This window comes from Arthrobacter arabinosi (assembly GCF_054511115.1).
Genome location: NZ_JBTNDF010000001.1, coordinates 46,983 through 69,191, shown reverse-complemented (window position 1 = coordinate 69,191; position 22,209 = coordinate 46,983). Strand labels below are relative to the sequence as shown.

Here is a 22,209-nt window from a genome sequence, read left to right as displayed (position 1 = left end):
GGCCGTCATGGCGGACTCCTTCAGCTTCGAGGCGATCGGCACCGGCTGGCGCGTGGACACCGGTGACCCGCTGCAGCATGCCCAGCGGGCCGAACTGCTGCGCATCGCCGAGGAGTACGACACGACCTACTCGCGGTTCCGCGCGGACTCGGGGGTCGCGGCCCTCGCCGCAGCGGGCGGTTCATTGCCCCTCCCGCCCCACGGCGCCGGGCTCGGCCGCCTGCTGCGCTCGCTCTACGACCTCACGGACGGGAGCGTCTCGCCGCTCGTGGGCGACCCTCTGGCCGCGCTGGGCTACGACGCCGACTACTCCTTCGTCCCGACGGTGCCCGCAGCGGCCCGGGCCTGGGACGACACCCTGGTGTGGACGGATGACGGCATCACGCTGCATGAGCCCGCGACCCTCGACGTCGGCGCTGCCGGCAAGGGCCAGCTCGTCGACCTCATGCTGGAGTACCTGCTCGCCGAGGGTCACGAGGACGTGATCGTCGACGCCAGCGGCGACATGCGGCGCTCCGCGTCCGGCACCATCACCGTGGCGCTCGAGCACCCCTACGACCGCTCGTCGGCGATCGGGACGGTCGGCCTGGGGACCGGCGCACTCTGCGCGTCCGCCTCGAACCGCCGCGCGTGGGGTGACGGCCTGCACCACGTGCTGGACGCGCGGACCGGCCGGAGCGTGGACACCGTCGTCGCGACCTGGGCCCTCGCCGCTGACGCCATGACGGCCGACGGCCTCTGCACGGCCCTGTTCCTCACCGATCCCGCGGACCTCGCGGGGACGTTCGCGTTCGACTACGTCCTGATGTATTCGGACGGACGAGCCCGCTGTTCCGCACCCCTCGCAGGAGCCCTCTTCTCATGACCGCAGCACTCGACGGCCTCCTGGGCCGTATGACCATGTACCGGCTGACGCTCACGCTGCTCCTGGTCCTGGCCGCCGAGGCCCTCATCCTCTCGCTGGCCGGCCTCCTCGCGTTCACACCCGGCGAGCTCGGCGGGACCCTGCTGGCCGCCGTGGGCGGCACCGTCGTCGGTACCCGGCTCATGGCGCTGATCCTCCGGTTGCGGCCGCACGGCGAGTCCTCGCTCATCACCGGGCTGATCCTGTTCCTGATCATGTTCCCCTCGTCCACCGGTGCCGGGCTCGGGGGCATCCTCGCCGCCGGTGTGGCGGCCGGAGCCTCGAAGTTCCTCCTGGCCGTGCGTGGACGGCATGTCTTCAACCCGGCGGCGGCGGGCGCGGTCGTCGCCACGCTGCTCGGGGTGGGGGTTGCCGGGTGGTGGGTCGCGAACGCCTACATGCTGCCCGTCGTCGTGCTGGGCGGCGCGCTCCTGCTCTACCGGACGCGGAAGCTCTCCATGGCGGCCGTGTTCCTCGTGGTGACCGTCGGCATCCTCCTCTACGGCCTGGTGCAGGACGGCATGATGCCTGCGGCCGGACTCCAGCTCGTCCTCACCTCGTACCCCGTCCTGTTCCTGGTGGGCTTCATGCTGACCGAGCCGCTGACCCTTCCGCCGCTGCGGTGGCAGCAGTGGCTCGTCGCCGCCGTCGTGGGCGTCGTCGTCGCCCTCCAGCCCTCCATCGGGCCGGTCTTCCTCGGGCCGGAGTTCGCCCTCGTCCTCGGCAACGCCGTCGCCTTCGCGATGGGCCAGCGCCGCGCGGTCCGGCTCTCCTTCGCCGGGCAGCGGCAGCTGACTCCCACCAGCGCGGAGCTGGTCTTCGAGCCCGAGCGGCCGGTCCGCTTCCGGGCGGGCCAGTACATGGAGCTGGACGTGCCGCACCGCGGGGTCGACAGCCGCGGAAGGCGCCGGGTCTTCAGCATCACGTCCGCGCCGCAGCGCAGCGATGCCGTGACGTTCGGCCTGCGGACCGCGGAGCCCGGCAGTTCCTTCAAGACCGCGCTCCTCGACCTCCCGGACGACGCACGCATCACCGGGACGCTCGTCGGGGGCGACTTCCAGCTCCCCCGTGATCCTGCGGCTCCCCTGCTGCTGGTCGCGGGCGGCATCGGCGTGACACCGTTCATCAGCCAGCTCCGCGACCTCGCCGAGCGCGGCGAGGAGCGCGACGTCGTCCTCGCCTACATGGTCCGGAGCGAGCAGGAGATCGCTTTCCGCGACGAACTGGCCGGGCTCGGCACGCGCGTCCTCCTGTTCATGCCGGCACCCGCGGCCGCCGCGGCGCTTCCCGGGGCATGGACCCATGCAGGGGCGGAACCGACGGCGGACGGCCTCCTCGCGGCGGTGCCGGACCTTCCCCGGCGGAAGGTCTTCATCTCGGGTTCCCCCTCGTTCATCGGCCGGCTCCGAAGGGAGCTCCGCGCGGCCGGCGTCCCGCGCGTCACGACGGACGCCTTCCTGGGCTACTGAGCCGTCGGTGAGGTGACTTCAGGCCTGTTCCGCGCCCACGCAGGGGCATACTCTGGGCCACACGGTTGGCGGTCAGGAGGAGGAGAGAGCGATGAGGATAGCCCTGACGAGTCTGTTCGTCGACGACCAGCGGAAGGCACTTGCCTTCTACACCGATGTGCTCGGTTTCGTGAAGCGCCAGGACATCCCTCTCGGCGTGCATTCCTGGCTCACCGTGGTGTCCCCGGAAGCCCCGGACGGACCCGAACTGCTCCTGGAGCCGTCCAGCCATCCGGCGGTGAAACCGTACCGGGACGCCCTGGCCCACGACGGCATCCCGCTGGCCCAGTTCGCGGTCGGTGACGTCGAGGCCGAGTACGCACGGCTGACCGGCCTGGGCGTGGTCTTCACCCAGCCGCCGCTCGACATCGGCGCAGCCGTCGTGGCGATCTTCGACGACACGTGCGGCAACCTCATCCAGCTCATGGAACCGAAGCCGGACGCGTGAGCACGATCCGGACGCCGGACGACGGGCCGTTCTTCCACGGCACGAAAGCCGGGCTCCGGGTGGGTGATCTCCTCACCGCGGGCTTCCGGTCGAACTACCGTCCCGAGATCGTGATGAACCATGTCTACTTCACGGCCGTTCCCGACGGCGCAGGCCTTGCAGCCGAACTCGCGCCCGGCGACGGCGAGCCGCACGTCTACGTCGTCGAGCCGACCGGGACGTTCGAGGACGACCCGAACGTGACGGACAGGAAGTTCCCCGGCAATCCCACCCGGTCCTATCGGAGTCGTGCCCCGCTGCGGATCGTCGCCGAAGTCACCGAGTGGGCGCGGCTGACCCCTGAGGCCCTGGAGGCATGGCGGGACCGCCTGGCGGTACTCGGCTCGGACGAGCGCGGCGCCATCATCAACTGAGGCCCGGCCGGCCGTAACGCTCGTACACGACAGCCCTCGTGCGGCTCTGCCTACGGGAACCACCCGGAACGGATCATGCGCGTCAGGATGCGCCGGGGGTCGACGGCACTGTTGTCGCTGCCCGTCGTTGTTCGAGGCAACACCCGATTCTCTGCCGCCCAGGAGGCCACCCATGACTGTCCGGTTCGCCGGCACATCCGCTCTGGTCACGGGCGCAAGCTCCGGCCTCGGCACCGAGTTCGCTCGCGTGCTTGCCGCACGCGGCGCCGACCTGGTGCTGGTCGCCCGGCGCCTGGATCGGCTGGAGGCGCTGGCACGGGACCTGGAGGCACGGCACGGCATCACCGCACGGGTTCTCGGTGCCGACCTGAGCGAGCCCGCGTCGTGGGGACGGGTGAAGTCCTTCACCGACACGGAGGGCGTCCGGGTGGCTACCCTCGTGAACAATGCCGGGTTCGCGACGCACGGGGTCCTCGCCGAGGCCGATCCCGCCCGGACCGACGAGGAGGTACGGCTCAACGTCGGTGCGCTCACCGCCCTGACGGTTGTACCTGCCGGACCTCCTGGACGAGGGAAGGGGCGCCCTGGTCAACGTCGCCAGTACTGCCGGTTTCCAGCCGATCCCCTCGATGGCGGTGTACGGGGCGACGAAGGCCTATGTACGTAGCTTCACCGCCGCGGTCGCGTGGGAGACCCGCGGCACGGGTCTGCGGGTCACCGCCCTGTGTCCCGGCGCGAGGACGGAGTTCTTCGACGTCGTGGGATCGGAGGATCCGAAGGTCGGCCGGTATCAGAGCCCCGAGCAGGTCGTCCGGACCGCGATGCGGGCACTCGATGCCCGGCGCACCCCTCCCGTCGTCGTCTCGGGCACCGCCAATCGGGTCGGTGCCGTCCTGGGCCGGTCGGCGCCGGCACGGGTGGGATTGCCGCTGACTGCAGCACTGATGCGTCGCTGACCCCATCGCTCGACAGGCGGCCATGGTCGGCGGGCCGGCGGTTACCGCTTCCGGGTTCCGAGGACCACCATGGCGAGGGCGGCACCGCCGGCTGTTCCGGTGACGGACGTCGACCGCCGGCGTTGCCCGATCACCACCCCGACGAACGCCCAGAGGAGCGTTCCGGCGTAGAACCGGGACGAGGCGCTGGCCCGCTCCGGACCGGTCACCACTCCAGCCCCCAGGGCGCCGAGCGCCGCGAGGAGGGACACGCCGACGGCGGTGGCCGCCGGTCCGGCGGGAACGAGGCCCTTGGCGACGAGCATGGAGGCCAGGTTCACGCCGCACGCTGCCTGCCCCCAGGCGGCCAGCATGCCTGCTGCGGGAGCGGCCGCCGCCACTTCGGCAGCGCTCAACCCGCCCTTCGTCTCGGCGCGGGCGATGCGACGTCGTCCCGTCTCTGCCAGCACGGCGATCGCGGCCAGCGCCGCCTGCGCGCTCGAGAACCGACCGGAGCGTACCAGCGGCGCCCAGATGCCGGTCGCTGCGAAGGCCCCGGCGAGGGGCCAACCCGCCGCACGCCACACCTCCCGGGTACGGGCGGGACCGCGCCCCTGGTGGACTGCGTAGGCGATGGACGAGGCGAAGATGGGGAACCAGACGGTGAAGGCGTAGGGGGCCGGCTGGATCACATCGGGTGGTGCGTCCTCACCGCGGAACCGTGGACCGTAGAACGTGGGCAGGAGCACCTGGGCAGCAGCCGCGGCGCAGGTGAGTGCCTGACGGGAGTGATCTCCCGACGCCGCTGCCCACATCCGGCCAGCGTTGCTACGGGGAGAAGGAGTGGTCATGGGAGCTCCTGACTGGTCGGACCGGGCCGGCTGTGGACCCGGTACAGGGCATGGACATCGCGACTCACGAGGTCTGCCGCTGCCCGACGGTCCGAGCAGCCCGGTGACGCGGCCCTGCCCGATGGTGGGGTCCACACCCCTCAGGATCAGGGCGCGTCCCCTGGCGATGCGGCGCAGACCCCTCGACGGCGGGGGGCCCACCAGGGCCGGGCCTGCCATCCCGGCCCTGGGGAACCGCGTTGCCGGTCGCAGCATGGGACATCAGGGCCTCCCCGGTCTCGACCCATCGATCGATCGGTCGACGACCCGACGCTAGGCCTGGTCGCCGTCGCCCGTCAATCGCGCGTTCCGGGTGAACGCCCGTGGTGGGTTGCGGAGACGTTCCGGATGCACCAGGACCGGGAAAGCGCGAGGGACGAACACGCCGAGGAGATCTACCATGAGGTACGGGCGTGGGCCCCCTACGCGCGAACGAGGTGTGGAGGAACCATGAGAGCAGCACGCTATTACGGACGAGGGGACATCCGTGTGGATGAGGTACCCGAGCCCGAAGTGGGGCCCGGGACGGTAGGCGTCGACGTGGCCTGGTGCGGGATCTGCGGCACCGACCTGCATGAGTACCTCGAAGGCCCGATCTTCTGCCCGACCCCCGACACCCCTCACCCGATCTCGGGCGAGACGCTGCCCATCACGCTGGGCCACGAGTTCTCCGGCGTCGTCTATGCGGTGGGAGACGGCGTCGACGACCTCCGGGTCGGCCAGCACGTCGTCGTCGAGCCGTACATCATCGCCGACGACGTCGATACCGGGCCGGACAGCACGGACTACCACCTGTCCGGGAACATGAACTTCATCGGCCTGGCCGGGCGGGGCGGCGGCCTGGGCGAGAAGATCGCCGTGCAGCGACGATGGGTGCACCCCATCGCCGAGTCGGTGCCCCTGGATCAGGCCGCGCTGATCGAGCCCCTGTCCGTGGGTTACCACGCTGTGAATCGCTCCGGGGCGAAAACCGGGGACGTGGCCCTGGTGGGCGGGGCAGGACCGATCGGCCTGCTGACCGCGGCGGTGCTGAAGGCGTCGGGCGTCACCGTGGTGGTGTCCGAGCTCAGCCCACTGCGGCGCCAGAAGGCCCTGGAGTCCGGAGTGGCCGATCATGCCCTGGATCCCCGCGCGACGGATGTCGCTGCCGAAGTCCGCAGGCTGACGGGAGGGCGGGGTGCTGACGTGGCGTTCGAATGCACCAGCGTGCAGGTGGTCCTCGATACCCTGATGGACGCGCTCCGGCCCACCGGGGTGCTGGTCGTGGTCTCTATCTGGGGCGAGCGGTCGGACTTCGACATGCACAAACTGGTGATGAAGGAGATCGACCTGCGCGGGACCATCGCCTACGTCAATTCCCACCCGGCGACCATCGAACTCGTCGAGTCGGGGAAGATCGACCTGGCTCCCTTCATCACCGGCCGGATCGGGTTGGACGGACTCGTGGAGGAGGGTTTCGACACGCTCATCCACCGGAACGAGACGGCCGTGAAGATCCTCGCCTCCCCCTCCGGCAGGGGCCTCTGACCCCGCGGGGCGCCGGAGGTTCAGCGGAGCGGTGTGCACGCAGAAGGACTGCTCAGCGGTCGCTGGTCCGGTTGCCCAGCAGCACCGCAAGACGGTCGAGATCCTCGCCCACCATCCGTATGTCACGGGCGAATTCCTCATCGCTGAGGTCGAGCTGGCGAATGGTGAAGACCACTTCGGCGCCGTCCGGATGGGGGAGCACGCGCACCGGGTTCGTGACGACCGTCCCGGAAGCCAAAGTGACGTCGTGATCGAGCACCCCGAACCGGTTCCGTTCCACGAACCGGACCCGGACCCGCCCCATCGGGGACTCGACGAACAGCACCCCGCCCTCCTGGACGACTTCGGCCTGCGCAAGACCGGCCGCCCACCTGGGCAGGTTGCCGGGGTCCGACGCGAAATCGTAGACGGTCTCCGGCGGCGCCTGGACAACCCGGCTCACATGATGACTCTTCATGGCGCCAGTAGTACACCGCGGCACGGCGTTCCGTACAGGCCCACGACCGTCCCGGTCGACCCGGGGTCGGGGACCCCTCCGAGGGCCGTCCGCTGCACCCCTTGACACCACTGGCCCTATCCATTCCACTGGTGTCGGTCTCCAGTGATGGTCGGTGGTCATAGGAGTGCTTCGAATGGATGGTGAACCGGAGCAAGGCGCGGTCGTCGATCGGGCGATCCTCGCGGCGGCGGATGTCAGCGACGACGCACTTGTGGCGATGGTCGAAGAAGATCTCGGCATCAGTGGCGTCGAGTTGGTGAGGTGCCACGCAGAAGTAGCCGAGTACGACCTCGACGCCCTCACCACCGCCGGGCGCTATCGGGTCCACGGCATGGCGAGACACGCAGGAGGCGTGACCCCGTACGCCTTCTTCGTCAAGGTGGTCCAGTCCTGGACGCGCTCACCCCAGTTCCAGTACGTTCCCGAGCCGCTCCGGGAGCAGGCCGCGGCCGGTCTTCCCTGGCGCAGTGAGCCCTCTGTCTACAGGTCCGACCTCCAGGACCGACTCCCCGATGGTCTTTCGATGCCCCGCGCGTACTCGGTGATCGACATCGACGATCTCTCGGCCGGCCTGTGGCTTCAGTTCGTCGAGCACGACGCGAGCCGATGGGGAGTGGAGACCTTCGTGCGCGCCGCCTACCTGCTCGGCAGGCTGGCCGCGAGCCGGACTGTCTCACCGCTCCGCACCCTCGGCGCCACCGACGTGGTGCGTAACTACAGCCGCAACCGGCTGGAACACCAGGTACTGCCGACGCTCCGTGCCGAGGAGCTGTGGGCCCATCCCCTGGTGGCGCGGGCATTCGGACCGGATCTGAGACTTCGCCTGCAGGAGGCGACCGAAGCGTTGCCGAGCCTCGTGGAGGAACTCGACGGAGCCCCGCTGGGCACCGCACACGGCGATGCGTGCCCCCGCAATCTGCTCCGGCCGAACGGGGACCGGACGACGCTGGTCCTGATCGACTTCGGGTTCTGGTGCGAGGCGCCGCTGACCTTCGACCTCACCCAACTCCTGATCGGGGAGATCCAGACCGGGGAGCGTCCGGCGTCCGAGCTGTCCCGCCTCGACGCTGTGTGCCTGCCCGCCTATCATCAGGGGCTCATCGACGAAGGATGCCAGGTCTCCCTCGAAGCCCTCCGCCGCACCCATGCACTCCTGATGCTGGTGTTCTTCGGCTTCTCCGCGGCGCCGCTCGAGGTACTCTTCGGCCAGCCCGCCCCAGGCTCGGGAACTGTTGTCCGGGAACGCGCGCGGGCCGCCGCTTTCGTGCTCGACCTACTCGATTCCACGGCTCTGTGAGTCGCCGACCACCTCCTGGTCCTCCGAATTCGTCACCGCCGTCGAAGGTCACACCCCACGTGTTTCGTCGTATCCCCCAGGGGCGCTCAATGCAGGACGTCGTAGACCGCCTTCACGACGCCGTTGGAATACGCGGTGGACTCCCTGAGGCCGAGCTTCTGCTGATCCCGGTCCGCGTCACTGAACAGGCTCTTGCCCGCGCCGAGGAGCACCGGGAAGACGAGGAGGTTGTACCGATCGATAAGGTCCGCGTCGGCGAGGCGGCGCGCCAGTTCCGCACTGCCATGGATGAAGATCGCACCCCCGTCGCGTTGCTTGAGCGCAGCGACATCGTCGAGGGTGCGCAGAATCTCGATCGCTCCCCAACCCTCGACGACCGATTCCCGGCCGAGAGTGCTCGACACGACGTACTTGGGAAGATCCCTGTACCCGGCATGGTCTTCCGAACCGGGCCAGATCGGCGCGAATGCTTCGTAGCTGCGACGCCCGAACATCAGCGCCGTCGTTTCGCCGAGTTCCTCGTCCTTGAGAGCGAACGCCTCCGGAACGAATTCCGTGCTGAGCACCCAGCCACCGCTGCGGTGACCCTCGACCGTTCCGCCGGGGGAATCGACGACGCCGTCGAGCGTCATGAATCCGGTCCACACAAGTTCCCGCGACATCGAACCTCCTGGTAGCCGTGCACTCACCTATTGATACCAGGTGAGGCGGAGCGGACTCCAGGAACCGAACGGTGAGGCGGGGTTCCGCTGATTCACCGCACCTGATCCCGGTTCTTCCGCTGCCTTGAGCGCATGATGACGTGCGCACCCAGGCCAAGCCCGATGAGTGCCGCAGGGAGGGCTCCTGGTTCACTCTCTGCCAGGATCTGCATGATCATGAGTGCTACTCCGATCGTCACCAGCAGTGCAGGCACCAGTTTCCTCACGGGCGCTCCTCCGTCCTGGTGTCCGCGCGTGGGACCGACTCCGGGAGGTCGTTCCCGTCCACCTCGTCGACCCATTCCAGAAGGTCCCCGGGCTGGCAGTCCAGCACCCTGCACATCGCTTCGAGAGTGCTGAAACGGACGGCCTTGGCTCGCCCGTTCTTCAGGACGGCGACGTTCGCCGGTGTCAGACCTATCCGATCCGCGAACTCCCCCACGCTCATCTTCCGCCGGGCGAGCTCCACGTCTATGCGAACGACGATCGGCATCAGATCACCTCGTCGAGCTCGGTGCGCAGGGTACGCGCTTCGACATCGCGTGCCACCGCCTGCTCCAGCAGGGCCTTCAGCACCAGCACGATCAGTGCGACGGCCGCCAGCATGACCGCGACCCCACCGATCAACAGAACGACTCCGGGAGGTACCGCTTCCCCGGGCGCGAGGGCGACGCCGAGCCCGAAGGTCAACAGGGAGGCTGCCGCGAAGGCACCGATCACCAGATGGACCAGACGGAAAGCCTCGGTCGAGAACACCGTCCCCCGCCGCGCCATCGTCAGCAGCCCCCACACACAGACCACCGCGACCTGGCCCGCCAGGATAGCCAGGACGGTCAGGACCACCATCGGCGTGCGGATCATCGCGAAGTCCGGATCCGCAGTACTCGCGTCCAGGGTCAGGAGGTACAGCATGATCATCTGGATGACGACCGACCCTGCGAACATCATTGCCAGGACGACGCGCAACGCGGCAACCCTCAGCTTTCCCATGTCTCCTCCTCCACCTGATCCACACCAGCAATCTATCGTTGATCAATAGAAATAACAAGAGGATCGATGGAACGCGGACTCCAGCCCATCATGCTCCCCGAGCAGGGGTGGACGTGCGGTGTGGCGGCACGGTCGGGCGGAGCGTGTCAGCACGGAGCCCGTGGCCCTCAGCACTCCCCCGCCCGGCGTTTTCCCCCGGATGCGCCACCTGCTAAGCTCAATAAGTCCCTCACGGGTACGGGAGTTCCCGTATCTGCCTTCGTAGCTCAGGGGATAGAGCGTCTGCCTCCGGAGCAGAAGGTCGTAGGTTCGAATCCTATCGAGGGCACATACACCGCCGTCGGCCATCAGGCCGGCGGCGGTTCTGTTTTGGTAGGCTCCACGGAACGCGGCCCTCGGGGTCCGCACGAGCACCTACCGCCGGGGGAGACGTGGGAACGACGGCCGGACCGCAGCACGAACGCCAGGCGTCCGCCGTCCTGACCCTGATCGTCCTCCTCCTCGTCGTCCTCGCCGCCGCGTTCATCGGCGACTTCTCCGCCACCCCCGTCATGGACGCGCCCGAAGCCCCCAGCCGGCGGACGGAATCGCCCGCGCCGGCCGAGTCGGTGCCGGCAACCCCACTGCCCGACGGCGAGCGCATCGTCGTCGACGGCGGCACCCTGGCAGCGGTCGCCCTGGTACTCCTCATGCTGGCCCTCGCCCTCCTCACGCGGTTCCTGCTGCGCTTCCGCATCCGACAGGGACCCGACGGGGTGCCCCCGGAGCAGGCGGACCCGCACTACGCCGGCACCGAGGCCCGGGTGCCCGCCGCCCTGCCGCACTGGGCGAAGGAGTCGCGGGCCGCCCTCGCGGGTGGCGGCGCGGACACACCGGACGCGATCATCCGGTGCTGGCTCGAACTGGAGCGCGCCTGCACCGAGGTGGGCATCGGCCGCACCGCCGCGCAGACGACGTCGGAATTCGCTTCCACCGTTGCGACCGTCCTCGATCTTCCTCCCCGCCCACTGACCACCCTGAACCACCTGTACCAGCGAGCCCGCTTCGGGCGGTCCGGCCGGAACGGCCCGCCCAACCCCCTGGGTCCCACCGATCGCCGAGCGGCGGCGGCATGCGTCGATGAGCTGGCGCGGTCCCTCGCATCAGCGCCTGCCCAGCGGCGGCTCCCGCCGTGAAGCGGTCGGCGTGGGCCGTCACGTCCGCCCTCGTCGCCCTCGCGGTCGGCGCCGCGTGGTTCTTCGGCCTCGATGCCCGCCACGCCGTCGTCCTGATCGGCGCCGCCTGCGCCGCGGGCATCGCGAACGGCGTCCTCGAGGGTGTCGACGTCCCGCGGATCGTCCTCCCCCGCCCTCCCGAGCCGGAGCGCGGCCTCGCCGACCTGCAGGCACTCGAGTTCTCCCTCGCGTCGGCGGACCCCGGGATGCGCGCGGTCCTCGAGGTGCACGCGCTCGCTCTGGCGGTGGCGGCGGCACGGCCCGGTGCCCCCCGGAGCAGCGGACTCGAGGCTTTCCTCACCGGCACCCGACCCCCGGAGCTGAGCCACCGAGACCTGACCGCCCTCGCGGCAGAGCTGGAGCGCATCGTCCTCGCGCCCGGGCCCGAGCCGACATCGACCCACCACCTGGAGGCCCCATGACCGCCCCCGACTCCCGACCACCGGCGGCCACCGCGGAACCCGGCGGTGTCCGGACCGACCGCCCGGACAGCACGGTCCCGGACCCGAACGTCGCCGCCCGCCTGGGACGCGAGGTCCTCGCCCGCGTGGGGAGCGTCGTCGTCGGCGCCGAGGGAGCCCTGCGCCTGGCCCTCGCGGCCGTGCTCGCGGGAGGCCACGTCCTGTTCGAGGACCTGCCCGGCCTCGGGAAGACCCTCGCGGCCAAGACCCTCGCCCAGGCTCTGGGCCTCGACTTCCGGCGCCTGCAGTTCACGCCGGACCTGTTGCCCTCGGACGTCACCGGCTCGTCCGTCTTCAATCCGGCCACCCGGGAGTTCGAGTTCAGGCCCGGCCCGATCTTCGCCGGCCTGTTCCTTGCCGACGAGATCAACCGGACGTCCCCGAAGACCCAGTCCGCCCTCCTCGAAGCCATGGCGGAGGCGCAGGTCTCCGCCGAGGGGACCACCCTGCCGCTGCGGCGGCCCTTCCACGTGTTCGCCACCTCCAACCCCATCGAGTTCGAGGGCACCTACCCGCTGCCCGAGGCGCAGCTCGACCGCTTCCTGGTCCGCCTCCGCTTCGGTTATCCGGGCCCCGGCGGTGAGCAGGACATCATCGCCCGACGCCTCGCGCGGCGGCAGGACGAGACGCGGGTCGCGAACGTGACCACGGCGGAGGGGCTGCTGGGCCTGCAGGGCGCCGTCGAGTCGGTGGGCGTGGACGACGACGTCATCGACTACGCGGTCCGGCTCACCGGGGCGACGCGCCACCATCCGGCGGTCGAGGTGGGCGCCTCACCCCGCGGGTCGCAGGCGCTGGTCCTGCTGGGCCGGGCGCTCGCGGTCCTCGACGGCCGCACGTTCGTCCTGCCCGAGGACGTCAAGGACGGCGCCGAGGCCGTCCTCGCGCACAGGCTGACGCTGACGCCGTCGTCCTGGGCGCACGGCGTGGCGACGGAGAGGGTGGTGCGGGAGGTGCTGGCCGAGGTACCCACCCCACCGACCGTGCCCCGTGGCTAGCAACGCCGGGGCCACCCGGTCCCCCGTCTGGGCGCTCGCCGTCATCCTCCTGCTGGTGTGCGCCGTGGCCGGACTCGTCTCCGGCCGCCCGGACACCGCGGCCCTCGCAGCCCCGTTCGCCTTCCTCGCCCTCGCGGGGCGGGCAGGTGCGGTGCCTACCGACGCGTGTCCCGTGCACATCACCCCGGATCGTCCCGGCGCGCGCGGCCCGCGTCTGCGCGTGCTGCTCACCCCGCGGGAGACGGGCACCCCGGAGCGTCTGGTCGCCACGATCCTGGCGGCCCCCGGGTTCCCCCCGGACGCCGTCGTCCTGGTGGCCGGCGAGCAGTGTCCGCTGCTGGTGGACGCGCCGCTCTCGGGTGAACGCGACATCCTCGCCTACGGTGCCAGGAGCTTCACGTCCGACCTCACCCGGCTGTCCGCGTTCGTGCCTGCGCCGCCGGTGCGGGTGGGCATCCTCCCGCCGATCGGTCCCCCGCTCGCGCGACCGGTTTCCCGTCGGCTCGTGGGCCTCGCGGGGACGCACCGCTCGGGACGGCCGGGTGACGGCGGTGAGCTGCGTTCGATCGCTCCCCTGCAGGCAGGCGATCCGCTCCGGAGGATCGACTGGCGTGCGACGGCCCGGCGGTCGGCGGACCAGGACAGGATCATGGTGCGACGCACGTTCGCGGACGCCGAGGCCTCGGTCTTCCTCGTGGTCGACCAGGCACACGACCTGCTGCCCTCGACGGCCGACTGGTTCGCCGTGGCCCCTCCGCGCCTGGCGGCCGGATCGCTGCACGTCGCAAGGACGGCGGCCGCGACGGTCGCGGCGTCCTATCTCGCCGTCGGTGACCGCGTGGGCCTCGACGACCTGTCCGGCACGCGGCGCGCCCTGCGCTCGGCGGCCGGAGCGCGCCACCTCGAGCAGATCCGGGTCCGGCTTGCGGGCACGGACGTGGTGCCGCGCCGGCGACGCCGGAGGGACCCCGTGCCGCCACAGGGCTCCGTCGTCGTCGTGTTCTCCGCTTTCCTGGACGCGGAGCCGGCACGCCTGCTGCGTCTCTGGCACGCCCGGGGGCACGTGGCCGCCGGCGTCGACTGCATGCCGCCGCTGGACCGCACGGAGTCGACGACGGCGCAGGCGGGGGCCGTGCGACTCACGCTCCTGCGACGCCGCCTGCTGCTCGAGGGCTTGCAGGACGACGGGATCCCCGTGGTTGCAGGCGCGACCGCGAGCCCAGGGCTCACAGCCCCGCTCGTCGCCCGACCCGCACCCGCATCGCCCGCCACCCTCGGCGCGCCCTACGGGCCGGACCTCGACACCGGGTTCCGGCTCCTGGCGCACCGGGGAGTACGGCGGGCGGGCCAGGGGTCCGGCCGGAGTGCGCCATGAGGGCGCGGCGGAACGCGCGGCCCGCGCAGGCTGCCCGCTCCGCCGGCACGCCCGCCGTCCCGGGCCGGAGCGGCCTCGTCCCCCTGTGGATGGTGCGCTGCGGGACCGCCGTGCTCGCCGTCCTCCTCGGCAGCATCGTCTGGGACGAGTCGGCATGGATCATCCTGCCCGTCGTGGTGGCCGCGGGCGCGGCGATCCTGCCGTCGGTCGGCGTGGTCGCGCTGTCCCTGCTGCTGCTCGTGGTCGCCTACGCCGTGAACGTACCGGCCGGGTCCCTGTGGCTTCCCGTGTTCGTGGCCGGGCTGCACGCCGTGTTCACCCTCTACGTCCTGCTCCTTCACCTGCCACTGCGCGGATGGATCAGCTCCGCGGCGCTCCGCCGGCTCGCCGTATCCCTCCTCAGGATCCAGGCCGTGGCGCAGCCGGTGGCCGTCCTCGCCCTGCTGGTGGGCGATGCCGGGTCCAGCCTGCCCCTCGTCGTCATCGGCGTGGCTGCGCTGATCACGTGGGCGGCCTGGCTCGTGAGGGGACGCGCCCGAGGGTGATACGGCGCTCCGCCACGATGCCCTGCGCGGGGCGTCGGGCCAGGAACAGCCTGCCGTGGAACGCCGCCGGACACTGGGGCCTCGATCCGATTCCGCAGCTGATCGATCGGTGCAGCACCGTCAGGGCTCATCAAGAGGGCCGCCACCGATGCGATGGCCTCCCGCTGGTCGGACAACAGGACACCGACCGGCGGGACGGCGTCCTCGCACCACCGATCTCGGTGGTTTCGAGCGGAGCATTCCGGCTGCCGTCCATCCTGCGTTCCCCCCGCGCCCACGGAACTGATAAGGACAGTTCTTGTCCGCATTCCGCCGTACCGTTGACCCATGATCGAGACCTCGGCGCGCCTGCTGCAGCTCCTCTCGCTCCTCCAGCTCCGGCGCGAGTGGACCGGCCCCGCCCTCGCGCAGCGCATGGCGGTCACCGAGCGGACGGTCCGGCGCGACATCGGCAAGCTGCGCACCCTCGGCTACCCCATCAACGCCTCCCCCGGGGTCGCCGGCGGGTACCAGCTCGGGGCCGGCGCCCAGCTCCCGCCCCTCCTCCTCGACGACGACGAAGCGCTCGCCGTCGCGCTCGGCCTGACCGCCGTCACGGCCAGCCCCGTCTCCGGCGTGGGGGAAGCCTCGGTCCGCGCACTGACCAAGCTCGAACAGGTCCTCCCGCCCCGGCTGCGGCCCCGGTTCGCGGGGATGCGCTCCGCGGTGACGCGCATGGCGGCCGTGAGCACACCCGTGAACCCGGAGATCCTGACCGCCCTGTCGGCGGCCATCACCGAGCGCCGCAGCGTCGCGTTCCGCTACGACCGGCACGACGGCGAGTCCTCCCGGCGCGTCGTCGAACCGTACCGGCTCGTGGACACCGGCAGGCGGTGGTACCTGGTGGCCTTCGACCGCTCGCGGGAGGACTGGCGGACGTTCCGCGTGGACCGGTGCCGGAGCGTGCCCGTGGAGCGGGACCGCTTCCTGCCCCGGCCGCTGCCCGCGCAGGACCTCGCGGCCTACGTGCAGGAGTCCATCACGCGCTCGCCCTATTCCTACGACGCCGTGATCCGGTTCCACGCGCCCCTCCGGGAACTGGAGGCGCGCGTCCCGCCCAGCACCGGCTCCCTCGAGGCCGACGGCGAGCAGCACACGCTGCTGAGGGCCGGCTTCGACTCCCTCGACTTCCCGCTGGCCTACCTGGCGAGCTGGGACATCGACTTCGAGGTCCTCGAACCGACCGTCATGCGGGAGCGAGCCGCCGTCGTCGCCGACCGGCTGCGCCGCGCGACCGGCGCCGGAGCCGGGCAGGATAGTGCAGTCCGCGAGGGAGCGCCGGACCCCAGCCCTCGGTGAACACCCCGCCTGCAGCCCGAGACGAGGAACTAGACTGGCAGGCAACTATGCCACTGACTATCTCCTACCCCGCGGACCTTCCCGTCTCGGAACGCCGGGCAGACATCATGGCCGCCATCGCGGCAAACCAGGTCACCATCATCGCCGGCGAGACCGGGTCCGGGAAGACGACGCAGATCCCGAAGATGTGCCTCGAACTCGGCCTGGCGGAGCACGGGCTGATCGGCCACACCCAGCCGCGGCGCCTCGCGGCACGCACCGTCGCCGAGCGCATCGCCGAGGAGCTGCAGGTCCCGCTCGGCGAGGAGGTGGGCTACCAGGTCCGCTTCACCGGGTCGGTGGGCCGCAGGACGAAGATCAAGCTGATGACGGACGGCATCCTCCTCGCCGAGATCCAGCACGACAGGATGCTGCGCAAGTACAGCACGATCATCATCGACGAGGCCCACGAGCGCAGCCTGAACATCGACTTCATCCTCGGCTATCTCAAGCGGATCCTGCCCGAGCGGCCGGATCTCAAGGTCATCATCACGTCGGCCACCATCGACCCCGAACGCTTCGCCGCGCACTTCGCGGCCGATGCCGCCGTGGCGAACACCTCCCCGGCCCCGATCATCGAGGTCTCGGGCCGCACGTATCCCGTCGAGATCCGCTACCGGCCCCTCGACCAGCCGCCGGGCGGGCTCGACGACGGCGACGGCGACGCGGACAGCGAACTCGAGGAGGAACGCGATCCGCTCGACGCCGTCTGCGACGCGGTGGACGAACTCTCCCTCGAGGCTCCCGGCGACATCCTCGTGTTCTTCTCCGGCGAGCGCGAGATCCGCGACGCCGCCGACGCCCTCCGTGCCCGCATCCAGTTCACCACGCGCCTGCGCGGCACGGAGGTCCTCCCCCTGTTCGCGCGGCTCTCCCTCGAGGAGCAGCACCGCGTCTTCCGCCCCACCGGCAGCAACCGCCGGATCATCCTCGCGACGAACGTCGCGGAGACCTCCCTCACCGTGCCCGGCATCAAGTACGTCGTCGACACCGGCACGGCACGTATCTCGCGCTACTCGCACCGCACCAAGGTGCAGCGGTTGCCGATCGAACGCGTCTCCCAGGCCTCCGCGAACCAGCGCTCGGGCCGCAGCGGGCGTGTGTCCGACGGCATCGCCATCCGCCTCTACTCGGAGGAGGACTACGCCTCGCGGCGGCCGTTCACCGAGCCGGAGATCCTGCGGACCAGCCTCGCCGCCGTCATCCTGCAGATGGCCGCGATGGGCGTGACCCGCAGTCCCAAGGACATCGCTGAGTTCCCGTTCGTCGAGCCTCCCGAGACCAAGGCGATCAACGACGGCGTCGCCCTACTCCGCGAGCTCGGTGCGCTGAAGGACGACGGCGGCCTGTCCGCCGTCGGCCGGAAGCTCGCCCAGCTCCCCGTCGATCCCCGCCTCGGACGCATGATCGTCGAGGCCGGGCCGCGCGGATCCGTGAAGGAGGTCATGGTCCTCGCCGCGGCCCTGACCATCCAGGACCCGCGGGAGCGGCCGTCCGCGGACCAGCCGGCCAGGCAGCAGCAGGCGGCCGAGAAGCACAAGCGCTTCGTGGACGAGAACTCGGACTTCACGGCCTACCTCAACCTGTGGCGGTACCTGCAGGAGAAGCAGGACGAGCTCTCGTCCACGCAGTTCCGGAAGCTGTGCCGCACGGAGTTCATCAACTACCTGCGTGTGCGGGAGTGGCAGGACCTCTTCCAGCAGCTGCGCCAGCTCGCCAAGCCGCTCGGCATCACCCTGCATGCCGGCCCAGTGGACCCCGTGGGCCTGCACGAGCAGATCCACATCAGCCTGCTCTCCGGCCTGCTCGGCAACATCGGCCTCTACGACCAGCGCAAGCGCGAGTACTCCGGTGCCCGCGGGACCCGCTTCGCCGTGTTCCCGGGATCGGCGCTGTTCAAGAAGTCGCCCGACTGGGTCATGGCCGCCGAACTCGTCGAGACCTCCCGACTGTGGGCGCGCGTCGTTGCGCGCATCGACCCCCTGTGGGCCGAGCAGGTGGCGCCGCACCTCGTGAAGCGCACCTACAGCGAACCGCACTGGTCCCGGAAGATGGGCTCGGTCATGGCCTACGAGAAGGTGACGCTCTACGGGGTGCCCATCGTCCCGCAGCGCTGCATCAACTACGGGCGGATCGACCGGGAGGTCGCCCGCGAACTGTTCATCCGGCACGCCCTCGTGGAGGGCGACTGGAAGACCCACCACACCTTCTTCAGCCGCAACCAGGCCCGCCTCGCCGAGGTGGAGGAGCTCGAGAACCGCCTGCGACGGCGCGACCTGCGCGTGGACGACGAGACCCTGTTCGAGTTCTACGACCAGCGGATCGGTGCCGACGTCGTCTCCGAGCGGCACTTCGACTCCTGGTGGAAGAAGGCACGCCACGAACACCCGGACCTGCTCGACTTCGACCCGGAGCAGCTCCTCAGCGAGGACGCGGCGGAGCTCGACGAAACAGCGTTCCCGAGCACCTGGCACCAGGCGGGCTTCGAGCTGCCGCTCGCCTACGAGTTCTCGCCCCTCACACCCGGCGCGCACGACGGCGTCACCGTGACCATCCCGGTCCTGTTCCTCAACCAGCTGGACCCGAAGCCGTTCCGCTGGCAGATCCCCGGCCAGCGCGTGGAACTCGTCACCGCGCTCATCAAGTCCCTGCCGAAGCAGGTGCGGAAGAACTTCGTGCCCGCGCCCGACGTCGCCCGGACCGTGATGGCCGCCCTCGCGGCGGACTTCGATCCTGCCCGGGACGACCTCGAGACGTCCCTCGAACTGGCGCTGCGCCGGCTGCGCGGACATGTCATCCCGCCGGGGTCGTGGAACTGGTCGGCCGTGCCGCCGCACCTGCTCATGATGTTCCGGATCGTCGACGCCGGCGGGCACGTGCTCGACGAGTCCCGCGACCTCGAGGCCCTCACGGAGTCCCTGGCGCCGGCGGTGAGCCGCGCCATCGCGGAGTCCCTCGGCGCGACGCCGGGCAGCACAAGGCCGGCAGGCGGACCGGGGCGCGGGGGCCGCGGGAAGGCGTCCGCGGGGCCCGCCGGCCGGAACAGCACGGGGACGGCACCGTCAGGCCGCGGCTCCGGCCGGGCGCAGCCAGCGGACGCCCCTGCGGCGGACGGGCAGTCCTCCGTGCAGGGCACTTCCCTGTCCCGGGGAGCCATCGCCGTGGCGGAGGCGCCCGCGGTCGCCGAGCGGACGGGCGAGAGCACCTGGGTCTTCGGAGACATCGAGCGCGAGGTGTCCCGCACGGTCGCCGGCCACCGTGTCACCGGCTTCCCCGCCGTCGTCGACGAAGGCACCTCCGTGGGCCTGCGGGTGTTCCCCACCGCGGGCGAGCAGTCGACGGCGATGCGGGCCGGGATCATCCGGCTCCTGTTCCTGCGCATCCCGAGCCCGGCGAAGTACGTGCTGGAGCACCTCAGCAACACGGAGAAACTCACGTTCAGCCAGAATCCGCACGGCAGCGTGGCGGAACTGATCCGCGACTGCTCGCTCGCGGCGATCGACAAGCTCGTCCCGGAGCAGCTGCCCTGGACCGGGGAGGCGTTCGACCGGCTCTACGAGGAGGTCCGCGCGGAGCTCATCGACACGGTCTTCATCGTCACGGCGACGGTGGAGAAGGTGCTCTCCAGCAGCCGGCGGATCCAGAAACAGCTCAAGGGGACCACGAGCCTCGCACTGATCACGGCCCTGAACGACATCCGGAGCCAGCTGGAGCACCTCGTCCACCCGGGGTTCGTCGCTGCCACCGGCTACGCCCAGCTGGCGCACCTCCCCCGCTATCTGCGCGCCATCGAGGTGCGGCTCGAGAAGCTGCCGACCAACGTGCAGCGCGACGGCCTCGGCACCGCGGTGATCCAGCGGCTCGAAGACGAGTACGACGACGCCGTCGCGTCTCTCGCCGCCGGACGGCACAGCCCCGCAGCTCTGGCGCGGGTCCGCTGGATGATCGAGGAGCTGCGGGTGAGCCTGTTCGCGCAGGACCTCGGCACCGCCTACTCGGTCTCCGAGAAGCGCGTCAGGACGGCCCTCAACGAGGCCCTCGCCGGGACGCGATAGCTCCGACCCGGCCGGCGGCGCCCGACGGCGGCGAACCGGGCCGGGTGCTGTCGGCCCCGGTCCGGGCGGAGATGCTCCGCGCCCGCTTCGCGACCGACACCCGCCGGTCACGGGCCAGGCGGTCGAGCTGGGGGTCCAGCCAGGCGCGCAGGGCGGGGTCGCCGTCGGACCACGCGAAGAGCGTCTCCATGGTGTTGATCAGCACGATCCAGTCGTGCTGCTGCTCCAGGTTGCGCTTGAGGATCGCGGTCGCGCGGCCGCGCTGTCCCGCCGTCAGGTCGGGGGTCAGGCGCAGGAGCAGCTTTGCCAGCGTCCACTGCGCCGAGGGCTGGTCGAGGGGGCCGACGTCGTCGATGAGCCGGTCGGCGAACGGCACCAGCCATTCGTGCCGCTCCGCCTCGACGCGCTTGAGGGCACTCGAGGTGCGCAACCGCACCACCGGATCCTCGCTGCCGTAGCATCCGAACAGTTCCTGCAGCCTCGACCGGTCGGCAACGACCAGCTCCACGACCTCCACGGTGCGCCCCATCGAATGGGGGTGGCCGCCTGTCAGCATGCTCTCGATCGCCTCCATGCACCGGCAACCTACCAGCGGGGGCCGGTTCGCGGTAGCGTCCTGTGGCCCGGTCAGGCGGGGACGGAGCCGGAGTGCCCGGCGTCGCGCAGCGCACTGCGCAGCGCCTCGGCGCTGCGGTCCATGGCGGCGGGGTCCGGCGCGTGGTCCACCCGTGTGACGTCGAAGTCAGCCGGCGACTGCGTCGGCCAGACGTGTACGTGCAGGTGGGGCACCTCGTAGCCCTCGAGCAGGACTCCCACCCGCTTCGCGCCGAATGCCGCCTCCTGCGCCTTCCCGATGGTCTGGGCGACCGCCATGACGCGGGCCAGGGTCTCCGGGTCGGCCTCCAACCAGTGCGGGATCTCCTGACGCGGCACCACGAGCGTGTGCCCGGGGGTGATCGGGGCGATCGTGAGGAAGGCGACGACGTCGTCGTCCTGCCACACGAACCGCCCGGGGATCTCGCCGTTGATGATCCTGGTGAAGAGAGTGGTCATCGGTCCTCCTGGAGTCGCTGCCGGGACACCACGTGCCCGGCCGGGAGGCAGCGGGATCCCGCCGCGCAGGGGCGGCGGTGCGGGTCGTCCTGGGGTCATGCCTCGACGCTACCGCGCCGCCGTGCGGCAGGGCCACCGCCGCACGGCAGCCCTCAGGCACCTGTCGCGACCGGCAGTCCCTCCGTCGTCGACCACTGGGACCACGAGCCCGGGAACAGCGCGGCATCGATACCGGCGATGTCCAGCGCTGCGATCTCGTGGGCCGCGGTGATGCCGGAGCCGCAGTAGACCGCGATGCGTCCGCGGCCGGCACCCAGGGCGTGGAAGCGGTGGCGGAGCTCGTCCGCGGACCGGAAGCGGCCGTCGTCGCCGAGGTTGTCGACGGTGGGTGCGCTGACGGCGCCGGGGATGTGGCCGGCCTTCGGATCGACCGGCTCGTGCTCGCCACGGAAGCGTTCGGCGGCGCGCGCGTCGAGGACGACGTCGTCCTGGGCCGGGTCGAGCAGGTCGGGGATCGACACGACGGGCATGTGTCCCGAGGAGAGGCGGACGCTGCCCACGCAGTGCTGCTCCTCCCCGCCCTCGACGTCGTACCCTGCCGCGCGCCAGGCCGCCAGGCCGCCGTCGAGGAGGCTGACCGACGCGACGCCGGCGTCGCGCAGGAGCCACCAGAGGCGTGCCGCCGCGAGGTTCCCCGAGTCGTCGTACGCGACGACGGCGTCGCCGTCGTTGAGCCCCCACTGGCGTGCCGCCTCCTGGAGGGCTTCCGGGTCGGGGAGCGGATGGCGTCCGAGCCCGGGGCCCCCGGGAGCGCACAGCTGCGTCTCCAGGTCCACGTACACGGCGCCGGGGATGTGTGCCTTGCGGTAGTGCTGGTGGCCGTGGGGGTCGCCCAGGGACCAGCGCACATCCAGCAGGATGGTCTGCCGACCGGAGGTCATCCGGTCCCGCAGCTCCTGCACATCCATCAGAGTCTTCATCGAGATCTCCTGTCGGAACGGTGACCGCGCCGCGGGCTC

The 22,209-nt window shown here is 71.0% G+C and carries 24 protein-coding genes and 1 tRNA gene; 16 read left to right on the top strand and 9 right to left on the bottom strand.

Annotated features, from left to right (window positions below):
• Positions 1 to 7 precede the first annotated feature (7 nt).
• The 6 genes from ACX80P_RS00355 to ACX80P_RS00330 all read left to right on the top strand — a co-directional run bounded on the left by ACX80P_RS00355 (position 8) and on the right by ACX80P_RS00330 (position 4,229).
• Positions 8 to 865 (top strand): FAD:protein FMN transferase, encoded by an 858-nt coding sequence (locus ACX80P_RS00355; RefSeq protein WP_459276047.1) that lies wholly within the window; start codon positions 8 to 10, stop codon positions 863 to 865.
• Positions 862 to 2,373 carry an FAD-dependent oxidoreductase gene (locus ACX80P_RS00350; protein ID WP_459276046.1) on the top strand — a complete coding sequence of 504 codons (1,512 nt, stop codon included), beginning with the start codon at positions 862 to 864 and terminating at the stop codon, positions 2,371 to 2,373. The genes ACX80P_RS00355 and ACX80P_RS00350 overlap by 4 nt, the downstream gene beginning before the upstream one ends.
• Positions 2,374 to 2,464: 91 nt before the next feature.
• The gene (locus ACX80P_RS00345) at positions 2,465 to 2,860 is read left to right on the top strand and encodes a VOC family protein (protein ID WP_459276045.1); all 396 of its coding nucleotides are present in this window, start codon (positions 2,465 to 2,467) and stop codon (positions 2,858 to 2,860) included.
• Complete coding sequence (arr, locus tag ACX80P_RS00340) at positions 2,857 to 3,273, top strand: NAD(+)--rifampin ADP-ribosyltransferase (protein ID WP_459276044.1); 417 nt, start codon at positions 2,857 to 2,859, stop codon at positions 3,271 to 3,273. Before ACX80P_RS00345 ends, arr begins: the two co-directional genes overlap by 4 nt.
• Before the next feature lie 172 nt (positions 3,274 to 3,445).
• Positions 3,446 to 3,940 carry an SDR family NAD(P)-dependent oxidoreductase gene (locus tag ACX80P_RS00335; RefSeq protein ID WP_459276043.1) on the top strand — a complete coding sequence of 165 codons (495 nt, stop codon included), beginning with the start codon at positions 3,446 to 3,448 and terminating at the stop codon, positions 3,938 to 3,940.
• Positions 3,825 to 4,229 (top strand): SDR family NAD(P)-dependent oxidoreductase, encoded by a 405-nt coding sequence (locus ACX80P_RS00330; RefSeq protein WP_459276766.1) that lies wholly within the window; start codon positions 3,825 to 3,827, stop codon positions 4,227 to 4,229. Before ACX80P_RS00335 ends, ACX80P_RS00330 begins: the two co-directional genes overlap by 116 nt.
• Before the next feature lie 41 nt (positions 4,230 to 4,270).
• Here ACX80P_RS00330 and ACX80P_RS00325 read toward each other — a convergent pair whose 3' ends face one another.
• Positions 4,271 to 5,059 (bottom strand): TspO-related membrane protein, encoded by a 789-nt coding sequence (locus ACX80P_RS00325; RefSeq protein WP_459276042.1) that lies wholly within the window; start codon positions 5,057 to 5,059, stop codon positions 4,271 to 4,273.
• A 489-nt stretch (positions 5,060 to 5,548) separates the two neighbouring features.
• Between ACX80P_RS00325 and ACX80P_RS00320 the strand changes: the two genes are divergently transcribed.
• Positions 5,549 to 6,625 carry a 2,3-butanediol dehydrogenase gene (locus tag ACX80P_RS00320; protein WP_459276041.1) on the top strand — a complete coding sequence of 359 codons (1,077 nt, stop codon included), beginning with the start codon at positions 5,549 to 5,551 and terminating at the stop codon, positions 6,623 to 6,625.
• A gap of 52 nt (positions 6,626 to 6,677) precedes the next feature.
• Here ACX80P_RS00320 and ACX80P_RS00315 read toward each other — a convergent pair whose 3' ends face one another.
• Positions 6,678 to 7,067, bottom strand: coding sequence for an SRPBCC family protein (locus ACX80P_RS00315; protein ID WP_459276040.1), 390 nt, complete (start codon positions 7,065 to 7,067; stop codon positions 6,678 to 6,680).
• Between the two features lie 190 nt (positions 7,068 to 7,257).
• On the opposite strand from ACX80P_RS00315, the gene ACX80P_RS00310 reads away from it, so the two are divergent.
• Positions 7,258 to 8,421: a phosphotransferase gene (locus ACX80P_RS00310; RefSeq protein WP_459276039.1), complete on the top strand. Its 1,164-nt coding sequence runs from the start codon at positions 7,258 to 7,260 to the stop codon at positions 8,419 to 8,421.
• 86 nt (positions 8,422 to 8,507) lie between these two features.
• Here ACX80P_RS00310 and ACX80P_RS00305 read toward each other — a convergent pair whose 3' ends face one another.
• From ACX80P_RS00305 to ACX80P_RS00290, 4 genes are all read right to left on the bottom strand, one after another.
• The gene (locus ACX80P_RS00305; RefSeq protein ID WP_459276038.1) at positions 8,508 to 9,083 is read right to left on the bottom strand and encodes a dihydrofolate reductase family protein; all 576 of its coding nucleotides are present in this window, start codon (positions 9,081 to 9,083) and stop codon (positions 8,508 to 8,510) included.
• 92 nt (positions 9,084 to 9,175) lie between these two features.
• Positions 9,176 to 9,349: a hypothetical protein gene (locus ACX80P_RS00300; protein ID WP_459276037.1), complete on the bottom strand. Its 174-nt coding sequence runs from the start codon at positions 9,347 to 9,349 to the stop codon at positions 9,176 to 9,178.
• Positions 9,346 to 9,615: a helix-turn-helix domain-containing protein gene (locus ACX80P_RS00295; RefSeq protein WP_459276036.1), complete on the bottom strand. Its 270-nt coding sequence runs from the start codon at positions 9,613 to 9,615 to the stop codon at positions 9,346 to 9,348. The genes ACX80P_RS00300 and ACX80P_RS00295 overlap by 4 nt, the downstream gene beginning before the upstream one ends.
• Positions 9,615 to 10,112 carry a DUF2975 domain-containing protein gene (locus ACX80P_RS00290; protein WP_459276035.1) on the bottom strand — a complete coding sequence of 166 codons (498 nt, stop codon included), beginning with the start codon at positions 10,110 to 10,112 and terminating at the stop codon, positions 9,615 to 9,617. Before ACX80P_RS00290 ends, ACX80P_RS00295 begins: the two co-directional genes overlap by 1 nt.
• 255 nt (positions 10,113 to 10,367) lie before the next feature.
• On the opposite strand from ACX80P_RS00290, the gene ACX80P_RS00285 reads away from it, so the two are divergent.
• The 8 genes from ACX80P_RS00285 to hrpA all read left to right on the top strand — a co-directional run bounded on the left by ACX80P_RS00285 (position 10,368) and on the right by hrpA (position 20,137).
• Positions 10,368 to 10,440, top strand: a tRNA-Arg gene (locus ACX80P_RS00285).
• Positions 10,441 to 10,543: 103 nt separating this feature from the next.
• Positions 10,544 to 11,287, top strand: a complete 744-nt coding sequence (locus ACX80P_RS00280) for a DUF4129 domain-containing protein (RefSeq protein ID WP_459276034.1) — start codon at positions 10,544 to 10,546, stop codon at positions 11,285 to 11,287.
• On the top strand, positions 11,284 to 11,748 hold the full coding sequence (locus tag ACX80P_RS00275; RefSeq protein ID WP_459276033.1) for a hypothetical protein: 465 nt from the start codon (positions 11,284 to 11,286) through the stop codon (positions 11,746 to 11,748). The genes ACX80P_RS00280 and ACX80P_RS00275 overlap by 4 nt, the downstream gene beginning before the upstream one ends.
• A complete protein-coding gene (locus ACX80P_RS00270; protein WP_459276032.1) occupies positions 11,745 to 12,785 on the top strand; it encodes an AAA family ATPase in 1,041 nt (346 codons plus the stop codon). Before ACX80P_RS00275 ends, ACX80P_RS00270 begins: the two co-directional genes overlap by 4 nt.
• A complete protein-coding gene (locus tag ACX80P_RS00265; protein WP_459276031.1) occupies positions 12,778 to 14,160 on the top strand; it encodes a DUF58 domain-containing protein in 1,383 nt (460 codons plus the stop codon). The genes ACX80P_RS00270 and ACX80P_RS00265 overlap by 8 nt, the downstream gene beginning before the upstream one ends.
• Entirely contained in the window at positions 14,157 to 14,705 is a 549-nt protein-coding gene (locus ACX80P_RS00260) for a hypothetical protein (RefSeq protein WP_459276030.1), read from the top strand. Before ACX80P_RS00265 ends, ACX80P_RS00260 begins: the two co-directional genes overlap by 4 nt.
• A 327-nt stretch (positions 14,706 to 15,032) precedes the next feature.
• Complete coding sequence (locus tag ACX80P_RS00255) at positions 15,033 to 16,043, top strand: helix-turn-helix transcriptional regulator (RefSeq protein WP_459276029.1); 1,011 nt, start codon at positions 15,033 to 15,035, stop codon at positions 16,041 to 16,043.
• 47 nt (positions 16,044 to 16,090) lie between these two features.
• Entirely contained in the window at positions 16,091 to 20,137 is a 4,047-nt protein-coding gene (hrpA, locus tag ACX80P_RS00250) for an ATP-dependent RNA helicase HrpA (RefSeq protein ID WP_459276028.1), read from the top strand.
• Here the strand turns inward: hrpA and ACX80P_RS00245 are convergent.
• From ACX80P_RS00245 to ACX80P_RS00235, 3 genes are all read right to left on the bottom strand, one after another.
• A complete protein-coding gene (locus tag ACX80P_RS00245) occupies positions 20,109 to 20,711 on the bottom strand; it encodes a hypothetical protein (RefSeq protein WP_459276027.1) in 603 nt (200 codons plus the stop codon). The genes hrpA and ACX80P_RS00245 overlap by 29 nt on opposite strands.
• Positions 20,712 to 20,764: 53 nt before the next feature.
• Complete coding sequence (locus ACX80P_RS00240) at positions 20,765 to 21,190, bottom strand: HIT family protein (RefSeq protein WP_459276026.1); 426 nt, start codon at positions 21,188 to 21,190, stop codon at positions 20,765 to 20,767.
• Positions 21,191 to 21,342: 152 nt separating this feature from the next.
• Entirely contained in the window at positions 21,343 to 22,170 is an 828-nt protein-coding gene (locus tag ACX80P_RS00235) for a sulfurtransferase (RefSeq protein ID WP_459276025.1), read from the bottom strand.
• Between the last annotated feature and the right edge of the window lie 39 nt (positions 22,171 to 22,209).